We start from the raw sequence: 21674 nt of genomic DNA on the forward strand, positions 1-21674 counted from the left end.
GGTGTGCGGGGCGGGGGCCTGGCGTGGGTGGGACCGCCCCGGAGCGGGGCCGAACGTCGAACCGGGGCAGAGCCGTCGTGGTGACGGTCCCTGCCCCGGTCGGCGGTGCTGCGATCAGATCACGGGCGGGGCAGGGCCGCCTCGATCAGCGCGGTCTGCTCGACATCGTGCATCTTCGCCGAGCCGACGGCCGGGGCGGCCGCGGCCGGGCGGGAGATCCGGCGCAGCCGGACGTCCGTGAGGTGCTCCAGCAGGTTGAGCGCGACGAACGACCAGGCACCCTGGTTGGCCGGCTCCTCCTGCACCCAGGCGTAGTCCTCGGCGTTCGGGTATGCGGACAGGGCGGCCCGGATCTCCTCGACCGGCAGCGGGTAGAGCTGCTCGATCCGGATGATCGCGGTGTCGGTGATGCCGCGCTCGCTGCGGGCCTGGAACAGGTCGTAGTAGACCTTGCCCGAGCAGAGCAGCACCCGCTTCACCTGCTCCGGCGCCGGGGCGCCCGAGTCGGGCAGCACCGGCTGGAAGGTACCGGTGGTGAAGTCCTCGACCGGGGAGACGCAGAGCTTGTGTCGCAGCAGTGACTTCGGCGTGAACACCACCAGCGGCTTGCGCTTCGGCGACAGCGCCTGGCGGCGCAGCAGGTGGAAGTAGTTCGCCGGGGTCGTCGGCATCGCCACCCGCATGTTGTCCTCGGCGCACATCTGCAGGAACCGCTCCGGGCGGCCGGAGGTGTGGTCCGGGCCCTGGCCCTCGTGGCCGTGCGGCAGCAGCAGGGTGACCGCGTTGCGCTGGCCCCACTTCACCTCGCCGGAGGTGATGAACTCGTCGATCACCGACTGGGCGCCGTTGACGAAGTCGCCGAACTGCGCCTCCCAGGCGACCAGCGCGTCGATGTTCTCCACCGAGTAGCCGTACTCGAAGCCCATCGCCGCGTACTCGCTGAGCAGGGAGTCGTGCACGAAGAACCGGGACCGCTCGCCGTCGCCGGTCAGCGACTGCAGGGGCAGGTGGTCCTGGCCGGTCTCGGCGTCGACCACCGCGGCGTGCCGCTGCACGAAGGTGCCCCGGCGGGAGTCCTGACCGGCGAGCCGGACGGTGACCCCGTCGTGCAGCAGCGAGCCGAACGCGATGATCTCGCCGAAGCCCCAGTCGATGTTGCCCTCGACGGACATCTTGGCCCGGCGTTCGAGCAGCTGCTGGATCCGCTTGTGCGGGGTGAAGCCCTCGGGCAGGTTGACGTGTGCCTCGCCGACGGCCTTGACGACGGCGGCGTCGGTGGCGGTCTTGACCTGCGGCTCCGGCTCGTCCTCGCGCTTGGGGCGGCTGTGCTGCCGAGGCGTCGTGGCCGCGTCGCGGGTGGCCTTGAAGACCCGCTCCAGCTGCGACTGGTAGTCGCGGAGCAGCTCCTCCGCGTCCTCGACGGTGATGTCGCCGCGCCCGATCAGCTCCTCGGTGTAGAGCTTCCGGACCGACCGCTTCGAGTCGATGATCTTGTACATCTGTGGGTTGGACATCGAGGGGTCGTCGCCCTCGTTGTGCCCGCGCCGGCGGTAGCAGACCATGTCGATGACGACGTCCTTGTTGAACGCCTGCCGGTACTCGAAGGCCAGCCGGGCGACCCGGACCACGGCCTCGGGGTCGTCACCGTTGACGTGGAAGATCGGCGCCTGGATCATCCGGGCGACGTCGGTGCTGTAGAGGCTGGAGCGGCTGTACTCCGGGGCGGTGGTGAAGCCGACCTGGTTGTTGACGACGACGTGGACGGTGCCGCCGGTGCGGTAGCCGCGCAGCTGCGAGAGGTTGAGCGTCTCGGCGACCACGCCCTGACCGGCGAAGGCGGCGTCACCGTGCACCGCCAGCGGCAGCACCGTGTAGCCCTCCAGCTTGAGGTCTATGCGGTCCTGCTTGGCCCGGACTATGCCCTCCAGCACGGGGTCGACGGCCTCCAGGTGCGACGGGTTCGCCACCACCGAGACCTTGACCGCGTGGTCGCCGTCGGGCGTGGTGAACTTGCCGTTCTGGCCCAGGTGGTACTTCACGTCGCCGGAGCCCTGGGTGGAGCGCGGGTCCAGGTGCCCCTCGAACTCCGAGAAGATCTTCTCGTACGGCTTGCCGACGATGTTGGCCAGCACGTTGAGCCGGCCACGGTGGGCCATGCCGATGACGACCTCGTCCAGCCCGCCCTCGGCGGAGGCCTCCAGCACCTCGCCGAGCAGCGGGATCAGCGACTCGCCGCCCTCCAGCGAGAAGCGCTTCTGCCCGACGTACTTGGTCTGGAGGAAGGTCTCGAACGCCTCGGCGGCGTTGAGCCGGTTGAGCACGTGCTTCTGCTCGTCGGGCGACGGCTTCTCGTACTTGCGCTCGATCCGCTCCTGGATCCAGCGCCGCTCCTCCGGGTCCTGGATGTGCATGTACTCGATGCCGACGCGGCGGCAGTACGAGTCGCGCAGCACGCCGAGGACGGCGCGCAGCTTCATCCGCTGCTTGCCGGCGAAGCCGTTGACCGGGAACTCGCGGTCGAGGTCCCAGAGGGTCAGCCCGTGCTGGAGCACGTCCAGGTCGGGGTGCTTGCGGATCTTGAACTCGAGCGGGTCGGTGTCGGCCATCAGGTGACCGCGCACCCGGTACGCGTGGATCAGCTCGTGCACCCGGGCGGTCTTGTTGATCTGGCCCTCGTTGTTGACCGCGACGTCGCGCATCCAGCGCACCGGCTCGTACGGGATGCGCAGCGAGGTGAAGATCTGGTCGTAGAAGCCGTGCTCGCCGAGCAGCAGCTCGTGCATGACCTTGAGGAACTCGCCGGACTGGGCGCCCTGGATGATCCGGTGGTCGTACGTGCTGGTCAGGGTGATGACCTTGCTGACGGCCAGCTCGGCCAGGGTGGCCTCGGACATGCCCTGGTAGGGGGCCGGGTATTCCATCGCGCCGACGCCGATGATCGCGCTCTGCCCCTGCATGAGCCGCGGCATCGAGTGCACGGTGCCGATGCCGCCGGGGTTGGTCAGCGAGATCGTGGTGCCGGAGTAGTCGTCCATGGTCAGCTCGTTGCGGCGGGCGCGCCGGACCACGTCCTCGTACGCCTGCCAGAACTGCCGGAAGTCCATCTGCTCGCAGCCCTTGATGGAGGGGACCACCAGGTTGCGGCTGCCGTCGGGCTTGACCAGGTCGATCGCGATGCCCAGGTTGACGTGCTCCGGCCGGACCATGACCGGCTTGCCGTCGACCTCGGCGAAGGAGTTGTTCATCTCCGGGTGGGCGACCACCGCGCGGACCAGCGCGTACCCGATGAGGTGGGTGAAGCTGACCTTGCCCCCGCGCCCGCGGGTGAGGTGGTTGTTGACCACGATGCGGTTGTCGACCAGCAGCTTGGCCGGGACGGCGCGCACGCTGGTGGCGGTCGGCACGGCCAGCGAGGCGTCCATGTTCTGGACGATCTTCGCCGCCACGCCGCGCAGCGGGGTGGTCTGCGGGCCGGTGGCGGTCGGCTTGGCCGCCGCGGGCTTGGCGAGGGCCGCCTTCGCGGCTGCCGGCTTGGCCGGGGCGGCGGGCTTCTCCGGCCGGGGCTCCGGCTTCTTCTCCGCCGGCTTCGGCTGCGCGACCGCGGCCTCCTGCTTCGGGGCGGCCGGCTGCGCGACCGCTGCGGCTGCCTCCTGCTGGCCGGCGGGCTCCGGCTTGGCGGTGGGCTCCTGCTGGCCGGTGGGCTTCGGGGCCTGCTCGGCTCCGCGCGGCTTGCCGGCGCCGGGCGCCGGGCGGTAGTCGGCGAAGAAGTCGTGCCAGGCCGAATCAACGCTGGTGGGGTCGGCGAGGTAGCGCTGGTACATCTCCTCGACGATCCACTCGTTCGGACCGAAACCCGCCAGTGGGTTCTCCTGCGAAGTCTGCTGGGTCGACACGGCCGGTAATCGCCTCTTTCACGCGGGTTTGTGTGTCACGCGGCGTCCCTGTTGCGGCCCGGCCTGCGGGCGCGCACGAGACGGCTCCCAGGCTACGCCGTACGGATGCCGCAGGCATTTCCGCCTCCTCGGCGTGGCCCGTTTCACAGAAGATGCCAGAAGTTCACCAAACGCTGCGTGTCCGGTCGACTGCTGGTACGGCCCCGGTGGGTGGGTTTGCACCGGTGCCCGGCGGCGGGAGTGGTGACCGACACCACTCCCGCCGCCGTCGTCCGGCCCGTCAGGAAATGTCGCGCCGCCGGGTGATCAGGATGCCGACCACCCCGCTCACCACCGCGTAGCCGATCAGCACGAGCGCGCCGACCCACCAGGCGGGAGTGAAGTCCGTCTGACCCTCGCTGACCATGACCGTCGAGGCGACGGCCGGCCAGATCACCTGCCACTTGATCACGGCCTGGCTGTCCAGCACGTTCGCCAGCAGCATGAACAGCAGCCCCACCACCTGCGTGCCGACCAGGTAGAGCACCGCGGCGGTGATCACCGCGCCGAGCTGGTTGGTGATCAGCGTGCCGATGCCCACGCCGAGGACCGTCCAGATCGCGTACGCCAGCAGGTTGAGCAGCAGCGCCCGCTGCACGGCCCACTCGTCGAGCAGGGTGCCGTGGCCGTTGGCCGACAGGAACACCGCCCCGGAGATCAGGTCGATCACGGTGGTCACCAGCCAGAACGCGAAGCCCAGCAGGCTGGCCGCGACGAGCTTGCTGACGATGACCGACGTACGCCGTGGCGTGGCCAGGAACGTCGTGGTCGCCGTCTGGTGGAAGAACTCGTTGGTGACCATCAGGATGCCGATCAGCATCACGAACATCAGGCCCAGGTACTGCCCGGAGGTGTAGAGGTTCGCCGCCTGCGCCGCCGCGGACGCCGCGTCGCCGGTGAGGCCCAGGTCCTCCGCGTTGCCCTTCAGCGCCTCGTTGGCGACCCAGGCGTTGAACGCGAAGGCCAGCACGATCGACAGGAACGCGGCGATGGCCAGCCACCACCACGCGCTGGTGGTGCGGATCTTGAGCAGCTCGGATCGGACGAGGTTCATCGGATGCCCGCCTTCCCGGCCGTCAGCTCCAGGAAGACCCGTTCCAGGTCGGGCCGTTCCGTGGTCAGTTCGTGCAGTTCGACACCGGCGGTCAGGGCGACCCGGCCCACGGTCGGGGCGTCCACCCCGCCCACCAGCAGAGCGCCGTGCTCGTCGACGTCGACGGTGGCCGGCCCCTCCCTGAGGGCGGCGGTCAGCGCGTCGGCCTGCGGGGTGCGGACCCGCACCCGGACGCCCTGCGCCATCGAGCCGATCACCTGCTCGACCGTGCCCTGCCGGACCAGCTGCCCGGCGGCGATGATCACCACGTCGTCGGCGAGCAGCTGCATCTCCGACAGCAGGTGGCTGGAGACCAGCACGGTGCGGCCCTCGTGCGCGAGGCTCTTGAGGAACCCGCGCATCCAGCGGATGCCCTCCGGGTCGAGCCCGTTGGCGGGCTCGTCGAGGATCAGCACCCGGGGGTTGCCCAGCATGGCGGCGGCGATGCCGAGCCGCTGCTTCATACCGAGCGAGTAGCCCTTGAACTTGCGCTTCGCCGCCGGGGTCAGACCGACCTGCGCCAGCGCCTCGCCGGCCCGCTCCTTCGGCAGCCCCGCCGCCGCGCAGATCACCCGCAGGTGGTTGATGCCGGTGCGGCCCTTGTGCGCGCTGGACGCCTCCAGTACGGCGCCGACGTGCCGCAGCGGGTCGGTCAGGTCGGCGTAGCGCCGCCCGCTGATGGTCGCCGTCCCCTCGGTCGGTGTCACCAGGTTCAGCAGCATTCGCAGCGTGGTGGTCTTGCCGGCGCCGTTGGGGCCGAGGAAGCCGGTCACCCGCCCCGGTTCGACGGTGAACGACAGGTTGTTGACGGCCCGGAGGTTCTTGTACTGCTTCGTCAGGCCGGACACCACGATCTGACCGTCACCGGTGGGGCTTCTCTGCCCGTCAGTCATTGCTCTCCTTCGTGCGGGTGGCATCGGGGTACGCCGTGACACAGCGTGGCGGGCGGGCGCAAGCAGGTCAATCAGGCGCGCTTCCTAGATCCAGCTCCGCCTCAGGCAGGAGGCCCTCATCCCCAGGGACGATTATCCGGCGTCGTCCGCCACGGCGATCCAGGTTGCGCGGGCCCACGCCAGAAGGGCGCCGTCGGGGGCGTACAGGCTGGTGTGCACGAGCGCCTTGCGGCCCTCGCCGCCGACCATGACGCCGGTCACCACGCACTCGTCGCCCGGCTCCGGCAGCGCCGCGACCACCGCCGCGATCCGGCCGAGGACGTACGGGCGGCCGGGGGCGATCACCGCCCAGCCGCCGGGACAGTCCAGCGCGGCCCAGACGGTCGGCGTCGTGACCGCCTCGGGCACCCGGAACGGCGCGGCGGTACGGCCGTCCGGCAGCCGCCCGGGAAAGATCCGCAGCCCGTCGACCCGGTCCGGGCCGCAGACGTAGCAGCCCGGGAAGGGGTGGTCGACCAGCCCGGCGTACGCCGTCGAGGCGGCCCGCGCGGCCGGCAGGTCCACCGGCGGCACCACCGCGCGGGGGTCCTCCGTGAGGCGGACCTGGGCGACGACCAGTCCCTCGGGGTCGCGGACCTCCCCGTCGACGAGAGTGAGCGGGGTCTCCAGCGGGGGCGGGCGACGCAGCGTCACCTCGATCGGCCCCGGGGCGCCGGACCCGGCGGCGAAGACCCCCGCGCTCCAGCCGCCGTTGCCCGAGCCGGGTGGCCCGTTGAAACGCGACTCGATGATCATCAGGCACCTCCGGCGACGACGCCCGGCCCCGTCGCCGGTACGCCCCCGGCAGCCTCGCACGCCGTCAGCCCGACCCCGGCACGGGCCGTCCGTCGGGGCCGGCGTCGGCCCGGCACCGGCACGTCGTCCGTCAGAACCGCCGTCGGCCCGGCACTGGCACGTCGTTTGTCAGAACCGCCGTCGGCGGATCAGTGACCGGAGAGCCCGGACCCGCCGTGACCAGCGTCGCGACGGGGGCGATGCCAGCCCCAGGTGGCGAGCCGCCGTGTCCAGGCTGTCTTCGATGAGGGCGTCGTGCAGCGGGCGGTAGACCATCGGCCAGCTCAACCACGCCGGCCACCGCGTGGTCATGACGAGTGAGTGACGCAGCAGGCAGCACCGGTCGTCGACCCGTAGGGCCTCGTACTCGTGGTAGCCGCGGAAGCCTGCCGGCGCGGAGAACTCGAACCGGATCCGTGTCCCGGGCTGGTACGCGACGACGGTGTAGCGGATCGGCCCGTGTCCGCCGCGGGCGCCGACGCCGAGTGGACGGTCGAACCGCATGGCTGGCCACTGCCCGCGCGGCCACAACCGGTCGTCCGGGGTGGCCAGGGAGTCGATCAACGCGCCCACGGCTGCGGGAGCTGCTGCGAGCTGCCGCTCGTGGATGTTGCGGACCATGACTCTCCTAGAGAGGGTTCGCTAGTTCAAGTGGAGCGTAGTCTCTACCGCATGCCGCAGCCGGTCAAGCACTCGACCGACGTGATGCTCGACGCAGTCCGCAGCCTGGTCCTCTCGGGTGGCCCCGCCGCGGCTTCCGCCCGTGCCGTCTGCCTGGCCACCGGCGCTTCCAGCGGCTCGGTCTACCACCGCTTCCCCCGCCGCGACGACCTCGTCGCCGCCGCCTGGCTGCGTGCGCAGGACCGCTTCCTCCGCGTCTACCTGGAGGCCCTCGGACCCGCCGACGCGCAAGCCGGCGTCGGCGCCGCGGTCACTGTCCTGACGTGGTGCCGTTCCCACCCCGAGGACGCCGCCCTCCTGCTGCGCCACGCCCTGCGCGACCTGCTGCGCGGCGACACCTCACCCGCGCTCGCCCAGCAGGCACAGGCTCACCACGGCGCTCTCGGCGACGCTCTCACCGCGGTGGCCCGCGCCACCGGGCATCGCTTGACCGACGTCGTGCTGGCCCTCGTCGACCTGCCCTACGCGGTCGCCCGCCGAGCCATGCGCGACCACGGAACTCCTGACGAGGACGACATCGCCGCCGTACGACGAGCCGTCGCCCTGCTGCTGCCCGGCCCGGACTCCTCGCTGGCGGCGCCGTCACAGACCGCGTGCCCACGAGACTGACAGCGGTCGCCTCCGCGACAGGACCGGACCGAGGCACCATCCCGGGACGGCTCGCTCGCCTCCCGTCGGTCGCTCGCCTCCCGTCGTTTGGTCGCCTTTCGTCGGTCGGTCGCCTCCCGTCGGTTGGTCGCCGTAGATCTTGGTGAAAAACGGCCCTTCTGGGGGCACGATTCTGCCAAGATCTACTCGTCCGGCCGGGGGCCGTGATGGGCAGCGAGGGCGGGTTCGGCGCGGGTGAAGGTAGGCTCTCCGCGTCCGCCACCCCGGGCAGCATCGCGCTGCTCGCCCCGCCCGGTGGACGACGACCACGAGGAGCTGCCGTGACCGCCGTGTTCAGTCACGGGCGGCTCCGGCTCTACCTGCTCAAGCTCCTCGACGGCGGCCCGAAGCACGGCTACGAGCTGATCCGCCTGCTGGAGGAACGCTTCCTCGGCCTCTACGCCCCCAGCGCCGGCACCGTCTACCCCCGGTTGCAGCGGCTGGAGGCCGACGGTCTGCTCATCCACACCGCCGCCGGTGGCCGCAAGGTCTACGAGATCACCGAGGCCGGACGGGCCGAGCTGCGGCAGCGGGCCGGAGAGCTGACCGCCCTGGAGTCGGACATCGCCGCCTCGGTGGAGGAGTTGTCCGCGCTGGCCGGAGAGATCCAGAGCGAGGTACGCGGTTCGGTGCGCGACCTGAAGCGGGAGCTGCGCGAGGCGACCCGGCAGACCCGCCGTCCCCGCTGGGCAGCCCCAGGCTCACCTCCCGCCGCCGTCCCTGCCCCTGGCCTGCCACCCGTCTCCGCCCCCGGTCTGACGCCTGCTCTTGGCATGACGCTCGACCCCGGCTTGCCGCCCGCCTCCGGCATGACGCCCGGCCCCGGCATGACGCCCGCCTCCGGCGTTGCATCGGCACTCGATCCCGCGTCGGTGCCCGGCCCTGCGCCGGCATCCGACTCTGTGCCGGTACCCGGCCCGTCGGCCGAGTCCGGGTCGGCGGCGCTTGCCGAGTTCGACCAGCGGCTGGCTGCCTTCGTCGTCGAGGCGGGCGCCCTGGTGCAGGCCCGCCGGTTGAGTGACGCGCAGCTGCGTACCGCCGTCCGGCTGCTCGACGGTGCGCTGGACGGCCTGCGCCGACTGCTGCGCTGACCTCGACAGTCGCCTCACAGGCTTTTTCCAGCGAGTGCCCAGCGCGGACGCAGCGAGAGCACGGATGATGGGCGGCATGGCCGCTACCCAGACCGAGGCGCGACTGCTCGTCGTCGAGGACGATCCCAACATCCTCGAACTGCTCTCCGCGAGCCTGCGCTTCGCGGGCTTCGACGTGGCCACCGCGACAAGCGGCAGTGCCGCCCTCAACGCCGCCAAGGACCACCGGCCCGACCTCGTCGTGCTCGACGTGATGCTGCCCGACCTGGACGGCTTCGAGGTCATCCGGATGCTGCGCGAGGGCGGCACGCGTACGCCGGTGGTCTTCCTCACCGCCCGGGACGCCACCGACGACAAGATCCGTGGGCTCACCCTGGGCGGGGACGACTACGTCACCAAGCCGTTCAGCCTGGAGGAGCTGACCGCCCGGATCCGCGCGGTGCTGCGCCGCACCAGCAGCGGCGAGCAGGCGCCCTCCCGGCTCACCTTCGCCGACCTGGAGCTGGACGAGGAGACCCACGAGGTGCACCGGGCCGGCCAGCGGGTGCAGCTCTCGCCGACCGAGTTCAAGCTGCTGCGCTACCTGATGCTGAACGCCAACCGGGTGCTGTCCAAGGCGCAGATCCTCGACCACGTGTGGAACTACGACTTCCGGGGCGACGACAACATCGTCGAGTCCTACATCTCGTACCTGCGCCGCAAGGTGGACAACACCCAGCCCCGGCTGATCCACACGCTCCGGGGTGTCGGCTACGTGCTGCGCAAGCCGGCGGCGTGAACCCACTCGACCAGGGCAAGGCGCGACTGCGCGGCGTCCCGCTGCGGGTCAAGCTGGTCGCCGCGGTGCTGGCCCTGGTCACCGGAGCGCTGGTGGTGATCAGCGCGTCGACCACCTTCTTCCTCCGCAGCTACCTCGAGAGTCAGGTCGATGAGGACCTGAGGCTTGCCAAGAGCACGATGTCCCGGGCGGTCGACCTGCTCATGCAGGGCAGGTCGACCGAGTTCGGCCTGCCCAGCGAATTCATCGTGCTGGCGGTCGTCGACGGCGAGCCCAAGGAGGGTTACTTCAACCCGAACCTCCGCCCGGACGACCTGCCGCCGTGGCCGATGACGGAGCAGGGCTTCGCGGAACTGGTGGGTGAGCCTTTCACCGTCCGTTCCCGCGACGGTCACAGCCGCTGGCGGATGCTCTACACCCAGCTGCCGAACGGCCAGATGGGCGCCGTCGGGCAACACCTCACCGACGTGGATCTGGCGGTCCAGCGCCTGCTCTGGATCGACGTGCTCGCCGGAACAGCGGTGCTGATCCTGCTCGCCTCCATCGGCGCGGCGATCGTCCGGACCAGCCTGAAACCCCTCGTGGAGATAGAGCGTACGGCCGCCGCCATAGCCGGGGGCGACCTGAGCCGGCGGGTGCCCGACCCGGAGGAGGGGCAACCCGTCCCGACCTCGGAACTGGGGCGGCTCTCCCGGGCGCTCAACGCGATGCTCACGCAGATCGAGGCCGCCTTCACCGCGCGGGCCGCCTCGGAGAGCGCCGCCCGGTACGCCGAGGCCGCCGCCCGGGACGCGGCCGGCGCGGCGCGTGCCTCGGAGGCGCGGGCCCGACGCTCCGAGGAGCGGATGCGGCAGTTCGTGGCGGACGCCTCGCACGAGCTGCGGACCCCGTTGACCACGATCCGGGGCTTCGCCGAGCTCTACCGGCAGGGCGCGGCGAGCGCGCCGGAGCAGACCGCCGACCTGCTGCGCCGGATCGAGCAGGAGGCGGCCCGGATGGGGCTGCTGGTGGAGGACCTGCTGTTGCTGGCCCGGCTGGACCGGGAGCGACCGCTGGCCCTCGCCCCGGTGGAGTTGCCCGTGCTGGCCAGCGAGGCGGTCGAGGCCGCCCGGGTGGTGGCGCCGGAACGCCGGATCGAGCTGGAGGTCAAGCCCGGTTCCGGCCCGCTGGTGGTCTACGGCGACGACGCCCGGCTGCGCCAGATCATCGGCAACCTGATGACCAACGCCCTCACGCACACCCCGCCGGAGGCCTCGGTGACCCTGCGGCTGCGGGCCGAGCCGGGGAACCTGGCCGTGGTGGAGGTGGCGGACACCGGCCCCGGACTCACCCCCGACCAGGCGGAGCGGGTGTTCGAACGCTTCTACCGGGTGGACGCGGCGCGTACCCGGCGGGCTGGCGGCAACACCGGCACCGGGCTCGGGCTGGCCATCGTCGCGGCGCTGGTGCGCGCCCACCACGGCACCGTCGAGGTGGCCGAGACCCCCGGCGGGGGAGCGACCTTCGTGGTCCGGGTCCCCCTCGTGCCGGACGCCGACGGGGATGGCGAGTGACTTTCAGCCAACATTCAGGCGGGTTCCAGGCGGATCGCAGTGCCACGCGTCAAGGTGGAGGCATGACCGAGCACGAGTCCGACCCGCAGCGGCGGCCGGCCCACACCGACGCCGAGCCGTCGCTCCCCACCGCCGAGCTGCCGCGCGTCGAGCGCGCGCAGTCCGACTCCGACCCGATCGCCCCGGCCACGGGCGAATCCGCCCCGACGGTCGGCTTCGCCACCCCGGCCGCCGGCGCTCCCGCCCCGGCCGTGCCCCCTGCCGGCGGCCCCGCCCCAACCGCACCCTCCGCCGGTGACTCCGCCCCGACCGTTCCGATCGCTCCGATCGTCGGTGCGGCCGCTCCGGTGCGCGACGAGGCACCCCGTACCGCAGAGTCGGGTGCCGTCGCCGACGGCCCGCCCACCGGCGACGGCGCCCTCGGTGCCGCCGAGCCGGCCCGCGCGTCCGAGGGTGCCGGCGCGCCCGCCCAGGCCACGCCGCCAGGCCCCTTCGCGCCCGCCCCGCAGTACCCGGTCTCCGGCCAGCCCCAGCCCGGCCACCCGCAGTCCACGGGCCAGCCCGGTTACCCGCAGGCAGGCGGCCAGCCGGGCTACCCGCACGCCGCCGGTCAGCCGGGTCACCCGCAGGTCGCCGGTCAGCCCGGTGCGCCCTGGTACGGCCAGCAGTCCGGCTGGAGCGGCGGGGGCCAGCCGGGGCAGCCGTACGGCCACCAGCCGCACCTTTCCGGCCAGCCGGTGCCGCCGTGGGCGGCCCCGCAGACGGGCCCCCGGCCGAGCCGGATCGCCAAGTTCGTCGGTGCCGGCGTGGCGGTCTTCGCGCTGATGCTCGGTTCGGGCGTCACCGGCGGGGCGCTCGCGCTCGCCCTCGCCGATGACTCGGGCATCACCCGCACCTACTCCGCCGCACCGGTCATCAACAGCGCCGACCTGCCCCGGATCGCTGCCGCCGTGCAGCCCAGCGTCGTCTCGATCGCCACGGACAACGGCGAGGGCTCGGGCGTGATCCTCACCGCCGACGGCTTCGTGCTCACCAACAACCACGTGGTCGCCTCCGGCAGCGGCGACAGCGTCGTGGTGACCTTCGCCGACGGCAAGACCGCCCAAGCCAAGATCGTCGGCACCGACCCGAAGACCGACCTGGCGGTGCTGAAGGTCAGCGGCGTCAGCGACCTGAAGGCTGCCACCTTCGGCGACAGCGACGCCATGCAGGTCGGCGACCAGGTGCTCGCCCTCGGCAGCCCGCTGGGTCTTCAGGGCTCGGTCACCGCCGGCATCCTCAGCGCCCGGGACCGCACCATCCAGGCGGGCAGCAACGAGCAGCGGCAGCAGCCCAACCAGGGGGCCAGTTCGATCGCCGGGCTGCTCCAGACCGACGCGCCGATCAACCCGGGCAACTCCGGCGGCGCCCTGGTCAACACCCGGGGCGAGGTGATCGGCATCAACACCGCGATCGCCACCGCCGGGCAGGGCAGCGGCGGCAACATCGGCGTCGGCTTCGCGATCCCCAGCAACAAGGCCAAGGACGTGGCCGGCAAGCTCCAACGGGGCGAGAAGGTCAGCCACCCGTCGCTCGGGGTCAGCGTGACCGCTGCCGAGGGCGGCGGCGCCTTGGTCGCGGCCGTCACCCCGGGCAGCGCCGCCGAGAAGGCCGGACTTCAGCGCGGCGACGTGATCACCCGGTTCGGTGACAAGGCGGTCAACGACTCGGACGATCTGGTCGGCGCCGTGCAGGCCGGGAAGGTCGGCGACCGGGTCGAGGTGACCTACAAGCGCAACGGCGCCGAATCCAAGGCAACCGTGACGCTCGCCGAGACGTCGTAACCGGTAACCGAAGACATTCCTCCTCCCTCCGGCGGCGGGTGGCGGGGCCAAGGGGGTTGGCTCCGTCACCCGCCGCTCCCTCTTGACGGCGGTTCACCCGGTGCGGGTGAACCGCCGTCACCCGTCGCGCCGGCATCGTCGGAGAGGCAGGACCCGGCGAGGCGTACGGAGGGGTGCGATGACCACGGCAGCGGCCGTTCGGACCGACGAGCGGATCCAGCGGGACGTGCTCGACGAGTTGGCCTGGGACGCCCAGGTGCAGCCGAACGAGATCGGGGTGAGCGTCGCCGACGGCGTGGTGACGCTGACCGGCTGGGTGGACGGGTACCCGCGCAAGTGGGCGGCGCAACGCTGCGCGCAGCGCGTACGGGGGGTGCGGGCGGTCGCCGACGACGTCGAGGTGCGCCTGCCCGGCGAGGCGGGGCGTACGGACGCCGAGATCGCGATCGCGGCGAGCCGGGCGCTGGAGTGGGACAGCTTCGTCCCCGCCGAGCGGCTGGACGTCACCGTGGCCAACGGCTGGGTGATGCTGCGCGGTGAGGTGGAGTTCGGCTGGCAGCGACGCACCGCCGAGCGGGAGTTGCGCCGGCTACGGGGCGTACGCGGCGTGACCAACCTGGTCGAGGTGCGGCCCGCAGCCCGTCCCGACGTCGAACGGACCCGGCGTGACCTCCAGCGGGCGCTGGGGCGCGGGATCGGCACGGAGCGGGTGACCGTCGAGGTGGACGGGGAGACGGTCGTGCTGACCGGGGTCGTCCGTTCCTGGTGGGAGCGGGACGAGGCGGAACGGGTTGCCTGGTCCGCCGAGGGGGTGCGGGCGGTGCGGGACCGGCTCCTCGTGGGCGGATGACGGCCCCCGGGCGTCCGGTTTGCTGATGCCCCCGCCGGGAAACCGTGGCGATCCCGCCGAGCAGCGGGGCCCGGTGGCGGGGCGACCTGCGCCGGCGACCGATCCACAGCAGTGACCGACAGGGGAGGAACCGTGGCCGTGAACCACCTGTCGCCCGACCGATCGGCGGAGCGGCCGATGCGGATCGCGATGGTGGTGCCGCCGTGGCTGTCGGTGCCGCCGCCCGGCTACGGCGGGCTGGAACACGTGGTGACCGCACTGGTGGACGGGCTGATGGCCAGGGGCCACGCGGTGACCCTCTTCGGGGCGGGCCGGGAACACGGCACCGGGGCCGAGTTCGTCTCCACGGTGCCCGAGCTCCAGTTCGAACGGCTCGGCGAGGCGCTGCCCGAGCTGGCCCACCTGGCCCGGGTCAACCACCGGGTCCGGGCGGGCGACTTCGACGTCGTACACGACCACACCACCATCGGCCCGCTGATCGCCGGGCACCGGGCCGTGCCCACCCTGGCCACCGTGCACGGCAACCCCGTCGGCGAGTACGGCGACGTGCTCAGCGAGACCGACCGGGGCGTCGGGCTGGTGGCCATCTCGCACGCGCAGCGAAGGCTCAACCCGGGGCTGCCCTGGGCCGGCACGGTGCACAACGCGATGGACATCCGGGGCATCCCGCACAAGACGGCACCCGGGCAGGGGCCGGTGCTCTGGCTGGCCCGGTTCAGCCCCGACAAGGGCCCGGACGTCGCCATCCGGGCGTGCCGGGCCGCCGGCCTGCCGTTGGTGCTGGCCGGCAAGTGCAACGAGCCGGCTGAGCACCGCTACTACGACGAGGTGGTCCGGCCCATGCTCGGCGAGGACGTCCGGGTGGTGCTCGACGCCGACCGGACCGAGGCGCTGCGGCTGCTGGTCGAGTCCCGGTGCCTGGTCATGCCGATCCAGTGGGAGGAACCGTTCGGCATGGTGATGGTGGAGGCGATGGCCACCGGTACCCCGGTGGTGGCGCTGGACCGGGGAGCGGTGCCGGAACTCGTCCGGCCCGGAACGACCGGCCTGGTCTGCGAGCACGTGGACGAGTTGCCCGGGGCGTTGCGTGCGGCGACCCGCCTCGACCCGGCGGCCTGCGTCGCGCACGTGGCGGAGAACTTCTCCATCGAACGGATGGCCGCCGGCTACGAGGAGGCGTACCGCCGCTTCACGGCGCGGATGGCCCCGCTCGCCGCAGCCAGGGAACGGGTCCCGGCCCGTTGACCGCCGTCAGGCCCGCGCGTCCCCGAGCGCGGTGATCGCGCTGTCCAGCCGGCGGGCGTACGCGTCGGTGATGGCGCCCTCGCCGCGCCGGGTCGCGACCTTCTCGCGGAGCCGGGCGATCCGCTCGCCCAGGTCTCCCGAGCGGGCGCGGGCCGCGTCGGTCAGGTTGCGCAGCTCGTTGCGGAAGTCGAGCCCGACGTCGGATCGGATCCCTCCGTCGTCGAGACCGGCGCCGATCAGGCCGTCGATCCGGTTGGCCGCCTCGATGAGGTCGCCGCGCTCCGGGGCCGCCCGGGTGGGTGGGGGCGCGACCGGCGCGGTGGAGGTCGGGGGCGGGGCGGCCGTCGGGGGCGGTGAGGTCTCGGCCGTCGGCGTGGGGGAGGCCGGCAGGTCGGACGGGCCCGTGGTGGGCAGCGACCGGGGTGGGCTGGTCTCCTCCTGACGGATCGCGGGCACGGCCAGGGCCACCCCCACGAGCAGTACGACCGGCACGATCAGCACGGGCCGCGGCACCCGGCGCCGACGGCGCTCCCGGGCGAGGCGGGCGCTGCGCGACTCGCCCTCGGCGGGCAGCGTCGGGAGGGTGACCGTCGGCGCGAGCATGGTGGCGGCCTGCGGGTCGGCGGGGAGCAACTGGTCGCGCAGGAGGGTGGCGACCTGCCGGGCGGTCGGCCGCTCCAAGGGGTCCCGCGCCAAGCAGCGCAGGCAGGTACGGGCCACCTCCGGCGGCAGCCCCGGCATGTCGGCCAGCGGGGGCGGGCCGTCCCCGGCGAGTGCCTCGCTGAGCTGCTCCCAGGTGTCCGCCGGGTACGGCACCCGGCCGGTCAGCGCCTCGTAGAGCAGCACGCCGAGGGAGTAGACGTCGGTGGCGGGCTGGGCGGGTGCCCCGTCGAGGCGTTCCGGCGCCACGTACGCGGGCGTGCCGAAGGTGCCGCCGTCCTCGTCGTCGTCGGGCGCGCCGACCCGGGTGGCGATGCCGAAGTCGAGCACCTTGACCCCTGCCCGGGTCATCATCACGTTGGCCGGGGTGATGTCCCGGTGCACGATGCCGAGCCGGTGCGCGGCAGCGAGGGCGTCCGCCACCTGGGCGCCGACCTCGACCGCCTCGGCCCACGGCATCGGCCCGTCGGTGAGCCGGACGTCCAGCTCCTCGCCGGCCAGCAACTCCATCACCACGAACGACGTGATCGACCCGTCGGGCGCGACCGTCTCGCCGTAGTCGTGCACCGAGGTGACGTGCGGGTGGACGAGTTGGGCGGCGGCGCGGGCCTCCTCGCGCACCATGTCGCGGAAGCGGGCGTCGGCGGCGAGCGACGGGGCGAGCACCTTCAGCGCCACGATCCGGTCGAGCACCTCGTCCCGGGCCCGCCAGATCACCGACATGCCGCCGGCGCCGATCTGGTCGACGAGCCGGTACCGGCGGGCCAGCAACCGGCCGGGGTGCAGTGCTGGCTTCACGGGGACGCACCTGCCTCGCTGTGGGAGCGCTATCAGGTTGCGCGAATGTGTCGGGCCTGTCAACGGCCGGATTCCTCCCGGCCCGGACGTGAGCCCGGCGGGGAGTCCGCCCGTCACGAGCGCTCCGCCGACCGGCGCCAAAGCCCTGAACAATCCCCGAAGCCTGGAATACTCCAGGAAAGGTACTTATAGATCGAAAGGGGCATCATGCCGATCGACCAGGGGCTGCGCAGGTTGGCGCTGGGCACCGTCCTGGCCGCGTTCCCGGGCACGGTGCCGCCGCCCTGGGCGGTGGACCTGGTCCGCGACGGGCTGGCGGGGCACGTCCTGTTCGCCCGCAACGTCGACACCCCGGCGCAACTCGCGTCCTGCGTCGCCGCCCTGCGCGATGCCCGTACGGACGTGCTGGTCGGGATCGACGAGGAGGGCGGCGACGTGACCCGGCTGGCGCACGCCACCGGCAGCCCCTACCCCGGCAACGCCGCGCTCGGCGTGGTGGACGACGTGTCGCTGACGCGCGACATCCACCGGGCGATCGGCAGGGAACTCGCGGCCGTCGGCGTCACCCTCGACCTGGCGCCGGTGGTGGACGTCAACTCCGCCGCCGAGAACCCGGTGATCGGCCCCCGTTCCTTCGGGACGGACCCCGCCCGGGTCGCGGCCCACGCGGGCGCCGCCGTCGAGGGACTCCAGGCGGCGTGCGTCGCGGCCTGCGCCAAGCACTTTCCCGGGCACGGCGCGACGGTCGTCGACTCGCACCTGGAACTGCCCACCGTCGACGTACCCCTGGCGGTGCTGAAGGCCCGCGACCTGCCACCCTTCGCGGCGGCCATCGCCGCCGGCACGCAGGCGATCATGAGCGCGCACATCCGGGTGCCGGAACTGACCGGCGACCGGCCCGCGACGTTCAGCCGGCGGATGCTGACGGAACTCCTGCGCGACGAGTACGGCTTCACCGGCGTCCTGATCACCGACGCGTTGGAGATGCAGGCCGCCTCCACACCGGTGGGCGGGATGGGCCCGGCCGCGGTGCTGGCCCTCGCGGCCGGTGCCGACCTGCTCTGTCTCGGCGCCACCCAGGACGCCGCCGTGGTCGAGCGGGTGGTCGACGACATCTGCGCCGCCGTCCGCGGCGGTGAACTGCCCGTCGCGCGCGTCGAGCAGGCGGTCGAACGGGCCGCGCGGCTCGCCGGCTGGGCCCGTCCGGAGCCCGGCCCGCCGCCCCCGCCGACCCAACTGGGGTACGAGGTCGCGCGCCGGGCGGTGCGCGTGGAGGGCGAGCCCCCGGCCGGTACGCCGCTCGTGGTGCAGCTCTTCGCCACCTCGACCAACGTGCAGGGCCGTACGCCCTGGGGCCTGGGTCCGCACCTGACCGGCGTCGAGCAGATCCTCAGGGTCGCCTCGCAGGCCAGCGCGGCGGAGCTGCGCCAACAGGCCGGTACGCGCCCCGTCGTGCTCGTCTGCCGCCGGCTGCGCGGGCTGCCGGGCGGACCGGCGCTGGCGGAGGACCTGGCCGCCGGGCACCCGGTGACGGTCGTCGACATGGGCTGGCCGTCGGCATGGCGCCCGGCCGGCGTGCGGGCGTTCGTCACCACCTACGGCGCCAGCCACGCGAACGGGCGGGCGGCGGCCGAGGCGCTCGGGCTGGCCGCACCGCCCCCGACCAGCACCACCTGAGCCCGGCCGGGCCGGCACCGGAGGGCCACTTTCCCGCCCGTGCCAGGATGAACCCCATGGTGCGGGGACCGGTGGCGTTCGTGCTCGGGGGCGGGGGAGTCCTCGGCGCGGTCGAGGTGGGCATGCTGCGGGCACTGTTCCGGGCCGGCATCCGGCCCGACGTGGTGCTCGGCACCTCGATCGGGGCGGTCAACGGCGCGCTGGTCGCCGCCGAGCCGTCCGAGGCGGTCACCGACCGGCTGGTCCGGCTCTGGGCCTCGCCCGAGGCGAGCGAGGTGTACGGCGACTCGGTGGCCCGCCAACTGCGTCGCTTCGCCGCCCGCACCCACCTGCACTCGCCCCGCCCGCTGCGCAAGCTGCTGGAGGCCGAGCTGGGCGCGGAGACCACCTTCGCCGACCTCCAGGTGCCGTTCCGCTGCTGCGCGGCCAACATCGAGCGGGCCGCCGAGCACTGGTTCGACAGCGGGCCGCTGGTGCCGGCCGTGCTCGCCTCCGCCTCGGTGCCGGGGCTGCTGCCCCCGTCCCGGATCGACGACCAGCACTACATCGACGGCGGGATCGTGAACTCCATCCCGATCGGCGAGGCGGTCGCCGTGGGCGCCACGCGGATCTTCGTACTCCAGGTGGGCCGGATCGAGCGGGAGCTGAGCCCGCCCCGGCGGCCCTGGGAGATCGCCCAGGTCGCGTTCGAGATCGCCCGGCGGCACCGGTTCGCCCGGGAGCTGGCGGCCCTGCCCGACGGGGTGGAGGTGCACGTGCTGCCCACCGGCGGGCTGGAGCCGCGCGACGACACGCCGTGGGCGTACCGGGACATGGCGGCGGTGGGGCGGCGGATCAGTCGCGCCTACACGGCCTCCCGGCGCTACCTGGCGACGCAGTTGGAGCACTGATGCCCCTGCCACCACGGTGGGCGCGCCGGCTGCTCCTGGCCCCCGGCGTGGTGCTGCTCGCCTTCCTGGTGGTGACGACCCTGCCGGTCTGGGCGTTGCTCGCGGCGGCTGCCTCGCCGCTGGTCCCGGGCCGGCTGCGGCCCCTGCGCCTGCTCTGGATCGGCTGCGTCTACCTGGTCTGGGACGCGGCGGCGCTCCTCGCGCTCTTCCTGCTCTGGGTGGCGTCCGGCTTCGGCTGGCGGGTCCGGTCCCCGGCCTTCCAGCGGGCGCACTACGTGCTCGCCGGCTGGTTCCTGCGGGTGCTCTTCTGGCAGGCCCGCTGGGCGCTGCACCTGAGCATCGACGTGGTGGGCACCGACCCCGACACGGCCCTGCCCGGCCGGCCGGAGCTGGTGCTCTGCCGGCACGCCGGCCCGGGCGACTCGTTCATCCTGATCCACGCCCTGGTCAACTGGTTCAACCGGGAGCCGCGGATCGTGCTGAAGGACAGCCTCCAGTGGGATCCGGCGGTCGACGTGCTGCTCAACCGGCTGCCGAACCGGTTCCTCGCGCCGGGCCCGGACGGCCGGGGGTCGGTGACGGAGCAGATCGGGCACCTGGCCCAGGGCCTGGACGACGACGACGCCTTCGTGATCTTCCCGGAGGGCGGCAACTTCACCCCCGGCCGCCGGCTGCGGGCCATCGACCGGCTGCGCGGCCTCGGCCTGGAACTGATGGCGCGGCGCGCGGAACGGATGCGGCACGTGCTCGCCCCGCAGCCGGGCGGGCTGCTCGCGGCGCTGGACGCCGCGCCCGACGCCGGGGTGATCTTCGTGGCGCACACCGGCCTGGACCGGATGCTCACCGTCGGTGACGTGTGGCGGGAACTGCCGATGGACAAGCGGATCGTGATGCGCTTCTGGTCGGTGCCGCCGGAGGAGGTGCCGGCCGGTCGGCAGGAACGGATCGACTGGCTTTTCGACTGGTGGACGCGGATCGACGAGTGGATCGCGGCCAATCGGGACGGTGCCGCGTAGGGTGCGCTGGTGGACCAGATCTGCGTGGTGACGACGGTGGTGGACGCCCGCTCGGTCGCTGACGTGATGGCGGCTGCGGCCGTCGCCGGTCGGCTGGCGGCGTGCGCTCAGGTGGGCGGCCAGGTGGACAGCACCTACTGGTGGCGTTCCGGGGTGGAGACCAGCACCGAGTGGTCGGTGCAGTTCAAGACGGCACCCGACCGGGCCGCCGCGCTGGTGGAGCAGATCCGGGCCAGCCATCCGTACGAGGTGCCGGAGATCCTGGTGACCCGGGTGGACAGCGGCGACCCCGGCTACGCCACCTGGGTGCACGAGCACACCCGGCCCTGAGTACCCGCACTCTGGCCGGGTGATCTCCCAACCACCATGATGGCCGGGTGCAGAACAGCGGCTACCCCTGTCCCGCCTGCGGCGCGCCGGCCGATCTCGGCTCCGGCTGCTCCGGTTGCGGCCGGCCGCCGCATCCGGCCGCCGCCGAGGTCGTCCGGCTCGACCGGGAGATCGTCGCGCTCGGCGGTGAGGTCGAGCGGGCCCGCGCGGCGTACCAGGGGCTCGTCGGCCGGCTGGGCGCGGCCCGGCAACGTCGGGCGGCGCTGGCCGCCGCGGTCCGGGCGGAGTTTCCCGTGCCGCGTCCGGCGGTCCCCGCGGCTCCGGGGTCGGTGCGCCCCGTTCCGGCCGTCACTCCGGTGCCGGCCCGTTCCGTACCGGCCGTCACCCCAGTGCCGGCCCGCCCCGTTCCGCCCGGAGGTCCGGCACCGGGGTGGCCGGGTCGGGGACCGGTCGCGCCGGTTCCCGCGCCGGCCGGTGCCGGCGTCGGTGGGGCGGAGACCTCCACCCGGACGGTGCAGGGCCTGCTCTTCGTCCTCGGCGGGCTGCTGCTCGGCACCGCCGCGGTGGTCTTCACGGCGGTCGCCTGGGCGGCGGTCGGGGTCGCTGGCCGGGCCCTGATCCTGTTCGCGTTCACCGCGCTCGCCCTGGCCGTGCCGCTGGTGGCGGTACGGCGCGGGCTACGTGGCACCGCGGAGACCTTCGCCGCCGTCGGACTGCTGCTGGTGCTCCTCGACGGGTACGCCGCCTGGTCGGTGGACCTGGTCGGCGTGGGGGACTGGCCGACCAGGGCGCCGCCTCGCTCGACGCGCTCAACGACTGGCTGGCCGAGGCCGGTGAGGAGCCCGTGCCGATGGCGCGGTTCCGCCCCAACCTGGTGGTCGA

At 73.2% G+C, this 21674-nt stretch carries 17 protein-coding genes and 1 pseudogene; 12 read left to right on the top strand and 6 right to left on the bottom strand.

The window, feature by feature from the left end; genetic code table 11:
- Positions 1 to 119 precede the first annotated feature (119 nt).
- The 5 genes from AB0D32_RS11720 to AB0D32_RS11740 form a co-directional block, all read right to left on the bottom strand.
- Positions 120 to 3893 (bottom strand): multifunctional oxoglutarate decarboxylase/oxoglutarate dehydrogenase thiamine pyrophosphate-binding subunit/dihydrolipoyllysine-residue succinyltransferase subunit, encoded by a 3774-nt coding sequence (locus AB0D32_RS11720; RefSeq protein WP_357088029.1) that lies wholly within the window; start codon positions 3891 to 3893, stop codon positions 120 to 122.
- A 280-nt stretch (positions 3894 to 4173) separates the two neighbouring features.
- Positions 4174 to 4986 (bottom strand): ABC transporter permease, encoded by an 813-nt coding sequence (locus AB0D32_RS11725; RefSeq protein WP_357088032.1) that lies wholly within the window; start codon positions 4984 to 4986, stop codon positions 4174 to 4176.
- Positions 4983 to 5918: an ATP-binding cassette domain-containing protein gene (locus AB0D32_RS11730; protein WP_357088034.1), complete on the bottom strand. Its 936-nt coding sequence runs from the start codon at positions 5916 to 5918 to the stop codon at positions 4983 to 4985. The genes AB0D32_RS11725 and AB0D32_RS11730 overlap by 4 nt, the downstream gene beginning before the upstream one ends.
- A gap of 132 nt (positions 5919 to 6050) precedes the next feature.
- Positions 6051 to 6713 carry a hypothetical protein gene (locus AB0D32_RS11735; RefSeq protein WP_357088037.1) on the bottom strand — a complete coding sequence of 221 codons (663 nt, stop codon included), beginning with the start codon at positions 6711 to 6713 and terminating at the stop codon, positions 6051 to 6053.
- 168 nt (positions 6714 to 6881) lie between these two features.
- The gene (locus tag AB0D32_RS11740; RefSeq protein ID WP_357088040.1) at positions 6882 to 7373 is read right to left on the bottom strand and encodes a hypothetical protein; all 492 of its coding nucleotides are present in this window, start codon (positions 7371 to 7373) and stop codon (positions 6882 to 6884) included.
- A 51-nt stretch (positions 7374 to 7424) separates the two neighbouring features.
- Here AB0D32_RS11740 and AB0D32_RS11745 point away from each other — a divergent pair, with 51 nt between their 5' ends.
- The 7 genes from AB0D32_RS11745 (at position 7425) to AB0D32_RS11775 (ending at position 15421) form a co-directional block, all read left to right on the top strand.
- Positions 7425 to 8042 carry a TetR/AcrR family transcriptional regulator gene (locus AB0D32_RS11745; protein WP_357088042.1) on the top strand — a complete coding sequence of 206 codons (618 nt, stop codon included), beginning with the start codon at positions 7425 to 7427 and terminating at the stop codon, positions 8040 to 8042.
- 320 nt (positions 8043 to 8362) lie between these two features.
- Complete coding sequence (locus AB0D32_RS11750) at positions 8363 to 9172, top strand: helix-turn-helix transcriptional regulator (RefSeq protein WP_357088044.1); 810 nt, start codon at positions 8363 to 8365, stop codon at positions 9170 to 9172.
- Between the two features lie 76 nt (positions 9173 to 9248).
- On the top strand, positions 9249 to 9950 hold the full coding sequence (locus tag AB0D32_RS11755; RefSeq protein ID WP_089003225.1) for a response regulator transcription factor: 702 nt from the start codon (positions 9249 to 9251) through the stop codon (positions 9948 to 9950).
- Positions 9947 to 11503, top strand: coding sequence for a HAMP domain-containing sensor histidine kinase (locus AB0D32_RS11760; protein WP_357088047.1), 1557 nt, complete (start codon positions 9947 to 9949; stop codon positions 11501 to 11503). Before AB0D32_RS11755 ends, AB0D32_RS11760 begins: the two co-directional genes overlap by 4 nt.
- Positions 11504 to 11565: 62 nt before the next feature.
- Positions 11566 to 13326, top strand: a complete 1761-nt coding sequence (locus tag AB0D32_RS11765; protein WP_357088049.1) for a trypsin-like peptidase domain-containing protein — start codon at positions 11566 to 11568, stop codon at positions 13324 to 13326.
- Positions 13327 to 13504: 178 nt separating this feature from the next.
- Positions 13505 to 14176, top strand: a complete 672-nt coding sequence (locus AB0D32_RS11770; protein ID WP_357088051.1) for a BON domain-containing protein — start codon at positions 13505 to 13507, stop codon at positions 14174 to 14176.
- Positions 14177 to 14353: 177 nt separating this feature from the next.
- Positions 14354 to 15421 carry a glycosyltransferase family 4 protein gene (locus AB0D32_RS11775; RefSeq protein WP_357088108.1) on the top strand — a complete coding sequence of 356 codons (1068 nt, stop codon included), beginning with the start codon at positions 14354 to 14356 and terminating at the stop codon, positions 15419 to 15421.
- Between the two features lie 6 nt (positions 15422 to 15427).
- On the opposite strand, the gene AB0D32_RS11780 is transcribed toward AB0D32_RS11775, so the two are convergent.
- Positions 15428 to 16879 (bottom strand): serine/threonine-protein kinase, encoded by a 1452-nt coding sequence (locus AB0D32_RS11780; protein ID WP_357088054.1) that lies wholly within the window; start codon positions 16877 to 16879, stop codon positions 15428 to 15430.
- Positions 16880 to 17086: 207 nt separating this feature from the next.
- Between AB0D32_RS11780 and AB0D32_RS11785 the strand changes: the two genes are divergently transcribed.
- The 5 genes and pseudogenes from AB0D32_RS11785 to AB0D32_RS11805 all read left to right on the top strand — a co-directional run.
- Positions 17087 to 18556 carry a glycoside hydrolase family 3 N-terminal domain-containing protein gene (locus AB0D32_RS11785; RefSeq protein WP_357088057.1) on the top strand — a complete coding sequence of 490 codons (1470 nt, stop codon included), beginning with the start codon at positions 17087 to 17089 and terminating at the stop codon, positions 18554 to 18556.
- 56 nt (positions 18557 to 18612) lie between these two features.
- Positions 18613 to 19446 carry a patatin-like phospholipase family protein gene (locus AB0D32_RS11790; protein ID WP_357088061.1) on the top strand — a complete coding sequence of 278 codons (834 nt, stop codon included), beginning with the start codon at positions 18613 to 18615 and terminating at the stop codon, positions 19444 to 19446.
- Positions 19446 to 20462 (top strand): 1-acyl-sn-glycerol-3-phosphate acyltransferase, encoded by a 1017-nt coding sequence (locus AB0D32_RS11795; RefSeq protein WP_357088064.1) that lies wholly within the window; start codon positions 19446 to 19448, stop codon positions 20460 to 20462. Before AB0D32_RS11790 ends, AB0D32_RS11795 begins: the two co-directional genes overlap by 1 nt.
- A 9-nt stretch (positions 20463 to 20471) precedes the next feature.
- The gene (gene cutA, locus AB0D32_RS11800; RefSeq protein WP_357088067.1) at positions 20472 to 20792 is read left to right on the top strand and encodes a divalent-cation tolerance protein CutA; all 321 of its coding nucleotides are present in this window, start codon (positions 20472 to 20474) and stop codon (positions 20790 to 20792) included.
- Between the two features lie 793 nt (positions 20793 to 21585).
- A pseudogene (locus AB0D32_RS11805) lies at positions 21586 to 21674 on the top strand (MOSC domain-containing protein); the annotation flags it as partial.

It is taken from the genome of Micromonospora sp. NPDC048170, from assembly GCF_040652795.1.
GTDB lineage: Bacteria > Actinomycetota > Actinomycetes > Mycobacteriales > Micromonosporaceae > Micromonospora.